The sequence below is a fragment of the Streptomyces sp. NPDC053493 genome (assembly GCF_044544825.1).
GTDB lineage: Bacteria > Actinomycetota > Actinomycetes > Streptomycetales > Streptomycetaceae > Streptomyces.
Genome location: NZ_JBITXS010000016.1, coordinates 82,154 through 93,731, shown reverse-complemented (window position 1 = coordinate 93,731; position 11,578 = coordinate 82,154). Strand labels below are relative to the sequence as shown.

The 11,578-nt window shown below is 71.9% G+C and carries 13 protein-coding genes; 7 read left to right on the top strand and 6 right to left on the bottom strand.

Translation table 11 applies throughout. From position 1 onward, the window contains the following. Positions 1–264: 264 nt before the first annotated feature. The 5 genes from ACIGO8_RS31485 (at position 265) to mscL (ending at position 4,253) form a co-directional block, all read left to right on the top strand. A complete protein-coding gene (locus tag ACIGO8_RS31485) occupies positions 265–1,542 on the top strand; it encodes an MFS transporter (protein WP_399737762.1) in 1,278 nt (425 codons plus the stop codon). Between the two features lie 68 nt (positions 1,543–1,610). After that, the gene (locus ACIGO8_RS31480) at positions 1,611–1,925 is read left to right on the top strand and encodes an FmdB family zinc ribbon protein (protein WP_399737760.1); all 315 of its coding nucleotides are present in this window, start codon (positions 1,611–1,613) and stop codon (positions 1,923–1,925) included. Positions 1,926–2,004: 79 nt separating this feature from the next. Continuing rightward, a complete protein-coding gene (locus ACIGO8_RS31475) occupies positions 2,005–2,865 on the top strand; it encodes an S-methyl-5'-thioadenosine phosphorylase (protein WP_399737758.1) in 861 nt (286 codons plus the stop codon). A 260-nt stretch (positions 2,866–3,125) separates the two neighbouring features. Continuing rightward, a complete protein-coding gene (locus ACIGO8_RS31470; RefSeq protein ID WP_399737755.1) occupies positions 3,126–3,623 on the top strand; it encodes a hypothetical protein in 498 nt (165 codons plus the stop codon). Positions 3,624–3,737: 114 nt separating this feature from the next. Continuing rightward, positions 3,738–4,253 (top strand): large conductance mechanosensitive channel protein MscL, encoded by a 516-nt coding sequence (gene mscL / locus ACIGO8_RS31465; protein WP_399737753.1) that lies wholly within the window; start codon positions 3,738–3,740, stop codon positions 4,251–4,253. Between the two features lie 19 nt (positions 4,254–4,272). Here the strand turns inward: mscL and ACIGO8_RS31460 are convergent, their stop codons facing one another. From ACIGO8_RS31460 to ACIGO8_RS31435, 6 genes are read right to left on the bottom strand one after another with little or no spacing between them, the layout of a single operon-like run. Beyond that, positions 4,273–4,491: a hypothetical protein gene (locus ACIGO8_RS31460; protein WP_399737751.1), complete on the bottom strand. Its 219-nt coding sequence runs from the start codon at positions 4,489–4,491 to the stop codon at positions 4,273–4,275. Positions 4,492–4,533: 42 nt separating this feature from the next. Beyond that, a complete protein-coding gene (locus tag ACIGO8_RS31455; protein ID WP_399737749.1) occupies positions 4,534–4,953 on the bottom strand; it encodes a hypothetical protein in 420 nt (139 codons plus the stop codon). After that, on the bottom strand, positions 4,950–5,678 hold the full coding sequence (locus ACIGO8_RS31450) for a Rieske (2Fe-2S) protein (protein WP_399737747.1): 729 nt from the start codon (positions 5,676–5,678) through the stop codon (positions 4,950–4,952). The genes ACIGO8_RS31455 and ACIGO8_RS31450 overlap by 4 nt, the downstream gene beginning before the upstream one ends. Continuing rightward, positions 5,675–6,274, bottom strand: a complete 600-nt coding sequence (locus ACIGO8_RS31445; protein WP_399737745.1) for a 4Fe-4S dicluster domain-containing protein — start codon at positions 6,272–6,274, stop codon at positions 5,675–5,677. The genes ACIGO8_RS31450 and ACIGO8_RS31445 overlap by 4 nt, the downstream gene beginning before the upstream one ends. Before the next feature lie 8 nt (positions 6,275–6,282). Further along, positions 6,283–8,580, bottom strand: coding sequence for a molybdopterin oxidoreductase family protein (locus ACIGO8_RS31440; RefSeq protein WP_399737743.1), 2,298 nt, complete (start codon positions 8,578–8,580; stop codon positions 6,283–6,285). Next, on the bottom strand, positions 8,577–9,734 hold the full coding sequence (locus tag ACIGO8_RS31435) for an MFS transporter (RefSeq protein ID WP_399737741.1): 1,158 nt from the start codon (positions 9,732–9,734) through the stop codon (positions 8,577–8,579). Before ACIGO8_RS31435 ends, ACIGO8_RS31440 begins: the two co-directional genes overlap by 4 nt. 431 nt (positions 9,735–10,165) lie before the next feature. On the opposite strand from ACIGO8_RS31435, the gene ACIGO8_RS31430 reads away from it, so the two are divergent. Beyond that, positions 10,166–11,353, top strand: coding sequence for a low temperature requirement protein A (locus ACIGO8_RS31430; RefSeq protein WP_399737739.1), 1,188 nt, complete (start codon positions 10,166–10,168; stop codon positions 11,351–11,353). A gap of 23 nt (positions 11,354–11,376) precedes the next feature. Then, positions 11,377–11,502 carry a hypothetical protein gene (locus ACIGO8_RS31425; RefSeq protein WP_399737737.1) on the top strand — a complete coding sequence of 42 codons (126 nt, stop codon included), beginning with the start codon at positions 11,377–11,379 and terminating at the stop codon, positions 11,500–11,502. Positions 11,503–11,578 lie beyond the last annotated feature (76 nt).

The window sequence follows — 11,578 nt, the reverse complement described above, 5'->3', positions numbered from 1 at the left end:
GCGACCGAAGGGAGCGCCCTTGACGGGACGACGGAGGGGGCCACACTCGGAAACAGGGCGGCCGCACCAGAAGCACACCCGAAACTCCCGCCCCCCGCCCCCCCCCCCCCCCCCCGCCCGCCGCCCCCCCCCCCCCCCCCCCCCCCCCCCCCCCCCCGCAGTGGGTCCCGGTATCTACCGCAGTTCCGCGCAAGAGGACAGCTCTCGGCGACACCGGCACCACCGTGCGCGGACCCGCTACCAGGCGGCAGAAAGGCATGGACCGTGGCGTCCACGGTCGTCGAGAAGCGGCCCGGTTACGGCCGGCTGCTGCGCACCCCTGGTGCACTCTCCTTCCTCCTGCCGGGCTTCGCCGCCCGACAGCCTTTTGCGATGCTCACCATCGGCATCGTCCTGCTCGTCCAGCACACCACCGGCTCCTACGGCACCGCCGGCGCGGTGGCGGCCGCCACCGGCGTCTCCATGGCGCTGTTCGCGCCGCAGAGCGGCAAGCTCGCCGACCGCTTCGGCCAGCGGGCCGTCCTCGTCCCCGGCGTCCTCGTCCACGCCGCCTCGGTCTCCCTCCTCGTCGCCCTGGCGCTGGCCGGCGCCCCGCTGTGGGCCCTGTTCCTCGCGGCCGTCCCGTCCGGCGCCTCGGTGCCGCAGGTCGGACCGATGGTCCGGGCCCGCTGGGCCGCCAAGCTGGACGGCACTCCCCTGATGTCGACCGCCGCCGCCTTCGAGTCGGTGACGGACGAGTTCACCTTCGTCATCGGCCCGGTCCTCGCCACCGCCCTGTGCACCGGCGTGCACCCGGCGGCCGGCCTGATCACCGAAGCCGCGCTCACCCTGGTCGGCGGCCTGCTCTTCGCCGCCCAGCGCAGCACCCAGCCCGCCCACGGCCTGCTCGCCGACGCCGGCCGGACCGACGCCGAACCGCACCGGTCCGCGCTGTCCGTCCCCGGCGTCCGCGTCCTCGCCATCGCCTTCCTCGGCATCGGCTCGGTCTTCGGCGGCATGCAGGTCTCGCTCACAGCCTTCTCCGAGGAGATCGGCAACCCCGGAGCCAACGGCCTGCTCTACGGCATCTTCGCCGCCGGCAACATGCTCGCCGGCATCGCGATGGGCGCCGTCGCCTGGAAGATCGGCCCGCGCCGCCGTCTGATCCTCGGCTACGCCGGTCTGACCGTCGCCGCCTCCCTTCTGTGGTCCGTCCACTCGGTCCTGCTGCTCGGAGCCCTCGGCCTCGTCGTGGGCCTGTGCATCGCCCCGGCCCTGATCACCGGCTACACCATCGTCGAGACGCTGGTCCCGGCCGGCTCCCGCACCGAGGCCTTCACCTGGCTGACCGGCGCCGTGGCGCTGGGCCAGGCCGGCGCCGTCACCGTGGCCGGCCGGCTGGCCGACGCCCACGGCGCCAGCACCGGCTTCCTGGTCCCGATGGCGGGCACCCTGCTCGCTCTGGTCACTCTGGTAGCACTCCGCTCGCGGCTGCGGCCCCGGGCGACGAGCCGGGTCGCGGCACGTGGTATCGGTCACCGAGTTCCCGTGCCGGTGGACTGAACCCGCGGAATACGTCACTATGGATCGTCGTTAGCACTCGATGAGTGTGAGTGCCAGGAGGAAGACACGTGCCGACCTACCAGTACCAGTGCACCGAGTGCGGCGAGGGCCTCGAGGCGGTGCAGAAGTTCACTGATGACGCTCTGACCGAATGCCCGAGCTGCAACGGACGCCTCAAGAAGGTGTTCTCCGCGGTCGGCATCGTGTTCAAGGGCTCCGGCTTCTACCGGAACGACAGCCGTGGCTCGTCGTCCAGCAGCTCGCCGGCCTCGTCGAAGTCCTCTGCGTCTTCGTCGTCGTCCTCCTCTTCCACGTCGTCTGCTTCCTCGTCCTCCTCGGACTCGAAGCCCGCGGCCTCGACGAGCACGACTCCGGCGGCCTGAGCCCACCCGTTCCCGCGAATGCCCTGCCGATCCGTTCGGCGGGGCATTCGGCGTTGCTCCGGCCGTTAGGGTGACCGTCATGGCGACCCAGGCTCGTGACGCGTACGCGGACATCGGTGTGATCGGCGGTTCCGGGTTCTACTCCTTCCTTGACGATGTGACCGAGGTGCGGGTCGACACCCCGTACGGCAGCCCCAGCGACTCCCTCTTCCTCGGCGAGCTCGCCGGCCGGCAGGTCGCCTTCCTCCCGCGGCACGGCCGCGGCCACCACGTGCCGCCGCACCGGATCAACTACCGCGCCAACCTGTGGGCCCTGCGCTCCGTGGGCGTGCGCCAGATCCTCGGCCCGTGCGCGGTCGGCGGACTGCGCGAGGACCACGGCCCCGGCACCCTCGTCGTGCCCGACCAGCTGGTCGACCGGACGAAGTCCCGCGCGCAGACCTATTTCGACGGGGAGCCACTGCCCGAGGCGTGGGGCGGCGCCGTCCCCCGCGTGGTCCACGTGACCTTCGCCGACCCCTACTGCCCCGACGGGCGGCGGGTGGCCGTCAAGGCCGCCCGCGGGCGGGGCTGGGAGCCGGTCGACGGCGGCACGATGGTCGTCGTCGAGGGCCCCCGCTTCTCCACGCGCGCCGAGTCGCGCTGGCACGCGGCCGCGGGCTGGTCGGTGGTCGGCATGACCGGCCACCCCGAGGCCGTCCTCGCCCGGGAACTGGGACTCTGCTACACCTCCCTCGCACTGGTGACGGATCTGGACGCGGGCGCGGAGACGGGGGACGGCGTCTCGCACACCGAGGTTCTGCGGGTGTTCGGCGAGAACGTGGGACGACTGCGCGAAGTGCTCTTCGACGCGGTGAGCGCGCTCCCCGCGACCGTCGACCGGGACTGCCTGTGCACCCGCGCCCACGACGGGTGGGACCTGGGCATCGAACTGCCCTGAGCTCCGCGGGCGGCCGGGGTGAGGGACGGACCGCCGGCGAGGGCCGGGCTGACTCCAGCGTCCCCGAGCCCGCCCCGCGGCGGCAATCGCTCGCGCGGGTGAGGAAGTTGTCCACAACCGGCCAGTAGTCCACAGGCCGGAGCGGGATCGCGGCGAGTGCGCGACGGTGAGTGCGGTTCGCCGGACGGTCCGGCGGACGGCTCACGACAGGCGGTGGCGCGATGACCACACACTCCTGCCTTCCCCACACTCCTGCCTCCGTGCCCACGCCGTGCGGTGTGCCGCAGTTCGATCCGCTGCGCGTGCGCGGCGGAAAGCGACGACTGTGCCGGGCGCTGCGCCGCCGCCGGCGGGCGCCCGCCGCGGTCCTCGCGATGACGGCGGCCGCGCTCGCGGCGACGGGAGCCGCCGGGGCCGACGACCTGGTCCCGCGGCCTTCCGCGCCGGCGGTGCGGCAGCCGCACCGGCCGGCCGCCGTGCCGCTCGTGTCCGCTCCCGTGCGCATCGCGGACGCGGCGACCGTCCGCCTGCTCAGGCCCGGCGACCGGGTCGACGTGATCGCCGCGCCCCACTCGATGACGGGCGTGGCCGGCGAGGCCCGCGTGGTGGCGTCGGGCGCCCGAGTGGCCGAAGTGCCGCGCGCGGGCGAGACTCGTTCGGACGGTGGGGCCTTGGTCGTCCTTTCCGTTCCGCGATCGACGGCGACGGCGCTCGCCGGTGCGGGCATGACGTCACAACTGGCGGTGACACTGTGCTGATTCGCACTGACGGCCTGTCAAGTAACCGTCCCGTGTGTACGGATTGGACGCCTCTGCGCCGATCGCGGCGTAATGGCTCCGCACAGAGCAGCACACGCGACGAAAGGCACCTCGGTGGCCGAGAAGAAGGAAAGTCTGCTGGGAGGCTTCAAAGCCTTCCTGATGCGCGGGAACGTGATCGACCTGGCGGTGGCCGTCGTCATCGGTGCCGCCTTCACCAACATCGTGAACTCGGTGGTCAAGGGCATCATCAACCCGGTCGTGGGCGCCTTCGGCACGAAGGACCTGGAGGGCTACTCCTCCTGCCTCAAGGCACCGTGCCGGATCGTGAACGGGGAGATGCAGGGCATTCAGATCCAGTGGGGGCTGGTCCTCAGCGCCGTGCTCAGCTTCCTGATCACCGCCGCCGTCGTGTACTTCCTGATGGTCCTGCCGATGGCCAAGATCCTCGCCAAGCGCGCCGCGCACGAGAAGGCGAAGGAGGGCGTCCAGGAGACGCTGGAGGTCAGCGAGCTGGAGGTGCTCAAGGAGATCCGGGACCACCTGGTCGCGCAGCGGGGCCCGTCGGTCAACAACACGGGTGTGAGCACCGGGACGGGCTCGGGCACCGGGGCCCACTCCGCCTCCTGACCGGCGCCGCGCGCAGGTCTCAGAGGTGGTGGGGCGGCTTCTCGTCGAGGAAACGCGCGAGGTCGGCGGCGACGTTGTCGCCGCCGACCGGAGGCCGCTCGCCCCACCCACGGTCCGTGTCGTCCGCGGACTGCTGGTCCAGCGGATCGTCGAAGATCAGTGCCGGCCTGGGTTTCGATTCTGGAACGGTGTCGGACTGCTTCGCATTTCGCGATCCGTGGGCGGGGGCGGTGCTCATGTCTTCAGGGTACGCCGGGTCGCCCGCCGCGCACCCGTCTGATCAGCGGTCCTCCGGGTCGAGCAGCCACAGGCCGAGGACCACGAGGAACGACAGGACGAGGAAGCCCGCGCCCCACCACGCGGTGCCGGTGTCGCCGGCCATCCACTCGTCGACGACGATCGTCAGGCCCCACAGCTGGCCGACGACCACGGTGAGGACCAGGACCAGGCGGGCGGTGAGCTTCGAGGAGCGCTCGGGCTCCTGGTCGGTCCCGGCGCCCGGGCCGGGGCCGGTGTGCCGGATCCGCGGGTCGCCGTAACCGCTGGTGGGCCGGATCTGCGGGTAGCGCTCGTGGAGCGGGCGGTTGAGGCGGGCCTGGGCGCTGCCGGGGGTGTACACGGGGCGCGGCGGAGGGCTCTCCGGATCGCCGGTCCGGTGGCCGGGAGCGGCCGGGTCCTTGGGGAACGGGGTGTCGGTCATGTCCTGCGGCTCCTCTCCGGCGATCCGCCGGCGCCGGCGCCCGGGCAGCCGAGGCGCTCGGCGAGAGCGGGCCGTTGCTCGCCGAGTTGTCGGCACAGGCCTTCCTGGACGCTTTCGCCGGAGCGCGTGGTGCCCACGGCCCAGACACTGCCGTCGGCGTCCTCGACGAGGAGCACCTTGGGCAGGGCCCGCGGCGGCGGGCCGGCGGTGACCTCGCCGGTGCGGGCGTCGAAGACGCCCTCGTGGCAGGGGCAGTACAGCTCGCCCTCGCTTCCGCGGTCCTTGCGCCAGAGCACGGCGCAGGCGAGGTGGGTGCAGACGGCGGAGTAGCCGGCGAGGGTTCCGTCCCGAAGGCGGACGGCGACGGCGCGGTCCTCCTCGTCGGGATAGCGGAAGGCGACCGAGTCGCCGGGGAGGATCTCGTCGGCGATCCGCTTGGGCTCGGGAGCGCCGCCGTCGCTGTCGCCGTGCCGGTGCAGGATGCCGGAGGCGACGCCGATGCCGCCGACGGCGAGTCCGCCGGAGACGGTGGCGACGATCCGCAGGTAGTCGCGGCGGGTGGTCAGCGAGTCGGCGGAGATCCGGTCGCGCAGCGCGGCCTGGGCGGCGTCGGTGCGGTCGGTCGCGTCGGTGGCGCCGGCCGGGTCGGTGCGGTCGGCCGGGTCGGGGCCGGGGCCTGAGCCGGGGCCGGGGCCGGGGGCCGGTGGCTGTTCGGTGACGCTCATCGGACATCCACTCCGTTGACTTCGACGACGGGCAGGCCGCCGGGGACCGGCCACCGGACCTTGTCGGCGGGCACGACCATGGCCACTCCGGTGGTGACGGTGGTGGAGCCGAAGGTGAAGGAGTCGGCGACCTGGACGCCGGGCCGTTCGGCCTGGAGCTCCTCGACGGTTCCGTAGAAGAGGGCGCCGGTCGGGCAGACGGTGGCGCACATGGGGGCGAGGCCGTAGGCGGTGCGGTCGTAGCAGAGGTTGCACTTCATCTGCAGCTTCGCCTGGAGGTCGATCTTCGGGACACCGAAGGGGCAGGCGTTGACGCAGTTGGCGCAGCCGATGCAGCGGGTGGTGTCGGCCTGCTGCACGACGCCGTCGGCGGTGACCAGGATCGCGTCGGCGGGGCAGACCTCCGCGCAGGGTGCGACGGGGTCCTCGCAGTGCATGCAGACGGTGGGGAGGGAGGCGACGGAGTGGCCCTCGTCGGGGTAGTCGAGGTGGATCATCGACTTGCCCCGGTGCGAGTCGCATTCGCGACATGCGGAGACGCAGGCCTGGCAGCCGATGCAGCGGCCCGGGTCGATGAAGATCGTTCGGCCCATCATCTGCGGCGTCAGCTCCTCTCCGAGGTGCCACGGCCCTGGGGGGACGTGGGCGGCAGCGGGTCGCTGCGGGAGACCTGGGTCTCCGGGTAGGCGAGCCGGCCGGGTGCGGTGGGCGGTGCGGGGACCTCGTCGATCCGTTCAGCGGCCTCGATGCGGGCGGCGCACACCTTGTACTCGGGGATCTTCGAGCGCGGGTCGAGGGCGTCGATGGTCAGCGCGTTGGCGGCGGTGGGCACGGGCCAGTGGTAGGGGACGAAGACGGTGTCGGGGCGGATCGCTTCGGTGACCAGGGCCGGGAAGACCTCGCTGCCGCGGCGGGTGACGACGCGGACCGGGTCTCCGGTGCGGAAGCCGTGGGAGGGATGGACCTCGACCCAGGGACGCGGGGTCTGTTCGACGAGGGCGCCCAGGCGTCGGGTCTGGTTGCCGGAGAGGAAGTGGGCGACGGTGCGTCCGGTGGTGAGCGAGAGGGGGTATTCCTCGGTGTACGGGTCCATGGGCGGGTGCCATTCGACGACCTGCAGATGGATCTTGCCGTCGGGGTGGTAGGTCCGGCCGTCCTCGAAGAGGCGGGGCGTGCCGGGGTGGTCGGTGGTGGGGCACGGCCAGGCGATGCCGCCGGTCTGCTCGAGGCGTTCGTAGGTGATGCCGAAGTAGTCGTTGACCGTGCCGGCGGAGGCGACGCGGAGCTCCTCGAAGACGGAGCGCGAGTCGGGGAAGGCGAACTTGTCGCCCGCGCCCAGGCGCTTGGCGAGTTCGCAGATGACCCAGGTGTCGGTGCGGACGCCGGCGGGCGGTTCCTGGGCCTTGTTGTGCTTGACGACACGGGCCTCGGCGTTGGCCATGACGCCCTCGTCCTCGGCCCAGACGGTGACGGGGAAGACGACGTGGGCGTTGGCGGCGGTCTCGGAGAGGAAGAAGTCGAATTGGGCGTGGAATTCGGTGGCGTCGTATCCCTCCTTCACGGTGGCGTAGTGAGGGAGGGAGACGAAGGGGTTGTTGCAGATGCCGATGAGGCCGCGGATCTCGCGGCGCTGCATCTGCCAGACCATCTCCATCATGGAGGTGCCGGCGAGCGGGAGTTCGGACTCCTCGATGCCCCAGATCGCGCAGATCTGGCGGCGGTGTTCGGGGTTGGAGATGGAGCGTCCGCCGGGCAGGAGGTCGGATTTCTGGCCGTGTTCGCGGCCGCCCTGGCCGTTGCCCTGGCCGGTGAGGGTGCCGTAGCCGGCGCCGGGCCGGCCGATGTTTCCGGTGGCGACGCACAGGTTGATGATCGTCAGGCAGTTCTCGACGCCCTGGGAGTGGTGTTCGACGCCGCGGGCGTGCCAGGCCATGGCCTTGCCGGCGCCGGCGAACACGCGGGCGACCTGGACGATCTGCTCCTCGGGCACGCCGCAGATCTCGGCGGCGCGGGCGGGCGGACAGTCGGCGACACTCTTCCTCACCTCCTCCCAGCCGGTGGCGTGGGCGGCGAGGTAGGCCTCGTCGGTGAGGCCTTCGGCGACGACGACGTGGAGGACGGCGTTGAAGAACGCGGCGTCGGTGCCGGGTTTGAGGGCGACGTGGATGTCGGCGGTGCGGGCGACGGCCGTCTCGCGCGGGTCGACGACGATCAGGGTGGCGCCGCGGTCCCGGGCGCCCCACAGGTACTGGGTCAGCACGGGGAAGCATTCGCCGACGTTGGAGCCGGCGATGAGGAGGCAGTCGGTGAGGAGGATGTCGGAGAAGGGGTTTCCGGCCCGGTCGATGCCGAAGGCGAGCTTGTTGGCGCCGGCGGCGGAGACCATGCACAGGCGGCCGTTGTAGTCGACGTGCCGGGTCTTCAGGGCGACCCGGGCGAACTTGCCGACGAGATAGGTCTTCTCCGAGTAGAGGCTGGCGCCGCCGAGCAGGCCGAAGGCGTCGTTGCCGTGGGCGTCCTGGATGCGCCGGATCTCGGAGACGGTGAAGTCGAGCGCCTCCTCCCAGCTCACCTCACGGAACGGCTCGTCGCGGGCCCGGCGCATGAGCGGGGCGGTGAGCCGGTCGGGGTGGTTGACCTGCTGATAGGCGTTGATGCCCTTGGGGCAGAGCCGCATCCGGTTGATGTCGTGGTTGCGGGGTTCGACGCCGAAGACCTTGCCGCCGTGGTCGACGCGCAGATACATGCCGCACTGCACACCGCAGAAGCAGCAGTGGGTGGGGACGAGGGTCTCGCCGTTCTGGTCGGCGTGCCAGCGGTCGGCCGGGATCCCGCCGGCGTCGCGGAAGTTGCGGGTGCCGGGCGGTGCGACGGACGGGTCAAGAGGCAGCGAGGAGGTCACTTGAAGCCCTTCTTGACGTGGGTGAGGTAGGCGTTGCCCCGCAGGACGCGCTTGCAGCGGGGGCAGTACTCGGCCCATTCGTCGAAGTCGAGCTTCAGATCGCGCATGGTGCCCCGGAGGTTCTCGACGTAGGGCACGGTGTCGACGGGCTGTCCGCAGCGGCGGCAGGCGAGGAGGCCGGCGTCGTCTCCCGCGGCGCCCTGGTCCTTGCGGCGGGCGGTGTACTTGAACAGCTGCATGCCGACGGCGGCGGGCCGCTGGACGATGTGGAAGAACTTCCCGAACGGGATGTAGATGAGCGTGAAGACCACCGACACCATGTGGAGGACGGCAAGGAACTCGTAGCCACCGCCGTGCAGGAAGATCGAGGAGAAGGTGAGCAGCAGGCCGGTGACGGAGACGACGACCAGGGCGATCAGCGGGACCAGGTCGTAGGCGAAGCGCTGGCCGGTGGCGGCGCCGCGGTCCTTCATCCGGCGCCACAGGAAGTAGCAGGCGCCGGGGATGACGAGGACGGCGGCGATGTCCAGGCCGTGGAACATGAGCCAGCCGACGGCGTTCAGGGCGTCGAAGCCGAGGACCTTGAAGCCCCAGACGCGCATCTCGTAGCCGGGCCCGGAGCCGGTGGAGGAGGTGAAGGTGAACCAGCCCCAGGTCAGCGGGAAGGTGATCAGGGCCGCCAGGACGCAGCCCCAGAAGATCAGCTGGTGGGCGGCCCAGCGGGCGTGCGAGCGGGCGCCGAGGAACTTCTGGAAGCCGAGATAGGTGGCGATCATGCGGGGCAGGGCGGTGGGCGCCGTGCGGAAGTTGTCGGCGGAGAAGAAGGCGCGCCAGCCCTGGGCGAAGAGGCGGCGCGCGCCGGGGGCCGAGACCCACACGGTGTAGCGGTAGGCGACGCCGAACGCGAGGAAGACGGTGGCCACCGCGTAGGGAAGGAGGGCCGAGTCGAAGTCCCGCAGCAGCCGGCTGCCGAAGACGATCGCGAGGATCAGCAGCAGGGAGACGGCGACCCCGGCGAGGGTCGCGCGACGGCGCACCTGGGCGGGTGTCCTGGGCGCCCGGTCGACGGAGGCGGGCGCCGGCGCGGTGGACGCCTGCGGAGGCCCGGCGGGGGCCTGGGGTGGCTCGGCGGGTGCCTGCGGTGGCTCGATCACGCGGCCACCCTAGGGCGATATGATCACTTTCGCCCGTTTCGCCATACCGGCGGGTGAGTCTCGGACGGCGCACGGCCCGCGGAGCCCGGAAGGCCCGCGACGACCGGCCGTCGGTCGTCGGTCGGTCGGTCGGTCGGTCGGTCACTAGGAACTCATGGCGCGTCCCTGACGGTTCGGGGACCCCTTGCTCTCCCCAGGCTCCGCCCGGGCCCGCGGGCCGCGGGTTGCGGGTTGCGGGTTGCGGGTTGCGTCAGACTCCGTCGTCGGCGAGACCGACGGTCGACCGGCTTGGCCCCGGCAGGGCGGGGCCCTCGGCGCCGAGTCCGGGAGCGCCCGGCCCTCGGCACCAAGCGCGACAGGGCAGGGCCCTGGGCGCCCTGGGCGTGGTGTCGTGGCTCGCCCGGGTGGGAGGGGTCTGGTGTTCTGTGGGGATGACACAACCGTTTCTTCCGCTCACCGCCCGCTCCCGGGACGAGGAACACCGGGCCGCCACACCGCTCGAGTTGTTCTTCGACCTCTGCTTCGTGGTCGCCGTCGCACAGGCGGGCGCCGAGCTCGTGCACGCCGTCGCGGAGGGCCACGCCGGGTCCGGGATCCTGAACTACGCGATGGTCTTCTGGGCCATCTGGTGGGCGTGGATGAACTTCACGTGGTTCGCCTCGGCGTACGACAACGACGACGTGCTCTACCGCGTCGTCACGCTCGTCCAGATCGCCGGCGTCCTGATCCTCGCCGCCGGCGTGTCCCGCGCCTTCGCGGACCGCGACTTCCTGGTGGTCTACATCGGCTACGTGGTCATGCGCCTCGCGCTGTCCTCCCAGTGGCTGCGCGCCGCGCACCACGCCACCGACCCGGCCGAGCGGACGATGTGCCACCGCTACGCGACCGGCGTGCTGGTCTGCCAGCTGGGCTGGACCCTGCTGCTGATCGTGCCGGAGGACGCCCGGCCGTGGGTGTTCCTGGTGATGGCGCTCGCCGAGATGGCCGTACCGGTGTACGCGGAGAAGGACGTCACCACACAGTGGCATCCGCACCACATCGCCGAGCGCTACGGCCTGTTCACCATCATCGTGCTCGGTGAGACGATCGCGGCGGCCACGGTGGCCGTGAAGTCGGGAGTGACGGAGAACGACGCGCTCGCCGAGGTGCTGCCGATCGCCGCCGGCGGGCTCCTCATCGTGTTCGCCGCCTGGTGGATCTACTTCGTCGTGCCCGCGCACGACCGGCTCGCCTCCAACCGCCAGGGCTTCCTGTGGGGCTACGGCCACTTCCTGATCTTCACCTCGGCCGCCGCGATCGGCGCGGGCATCGAGATCGCGGTCGAGCAGGTGGTCGGCAAGGCGCACCTCTCCACGCTCGCCGCGTCCTCCGCCGTCACCATCCCGACGGCCCTGTTCCTGCTCTGCGTATGGCTGCTGCACGCCCGCTACTTCAAGGTCGGCCTCGCCCAGCAGGCCGTTCTGCCGGTGTCGTCGCTGGCGATCCTGATGTGCACGTTCGCCGGGCACTGGGCGGTGTTCGCGGCCGGGCTCGTGGCGGCCGCGACCGTCGCGGTCGGCGTGACGCTGACCGCCACCAACCCGGCCACGCGGCCGGCTTCCTCCCGCGGGGCTTCCTGATCGCCGGGCAGACGCTGCCGTGGGTGGGGCAGCCGGAGGACATCACGGACCCGGTGGCGTTCCCGGCCTCGCCGGAGGGCCGCTGGATCGCCGGGACCGGGACCGTGATCGGCGCCTCGGGCGGCACCTACCTCGGGCCGAAGCGCTGACCCAGGGCTTCGGCGAGCGCCCGCCCTCATGCCTCTGCCTCGTACCGCTGCCTCGTCCACACTTCCGTGCTACGCA

Coding starts and splice junctions, on each gene's coding strand:
- ACIGO8_RS31445 (WP_399737745.1), bottom strand. CDS start 6,274: ATGATGGGCCGAACGATCTTCATCGACCCGGGCCGCTGCATCGGCTGC.
- ACIGO8_RS31430 (WP_399737739.1), top strand. CDS start 10,166: ATGACACAACCGTTTCTTCCGCTCACCGCCCGCTCCCGGGACGAGGAA.
- ACIGO8_RS31455 (WP_399737749.1), bottom strand. CDS start 4,953: ATGACCGACACCCCGTTCCCCAAGGACCCGGCCGCTCCCGGCCACCGG.
- ACIGO8_RS31475 (WP_399737758.1), top strand. CDS start 2,005: ATGGCGACCCAGGCTCGTGACGCGTACGCGGACATCGGTGTGATCGGC.
- ACIGO8_RS31460 (WP_399737751.1), bottom strand. CDS start 4,491: ATGAGCACCGCCCCCGCCCACGGATCGCGAAATGCGAAGCAGTCCGAC.
- ACIGO8_RS31450 (WP_399737747.1), bottom strand. CDS start 5,678: ATGAGCGTCACCGAACAGCCACCGGCCCCCGGCCCCGGCCCCGGCTCA.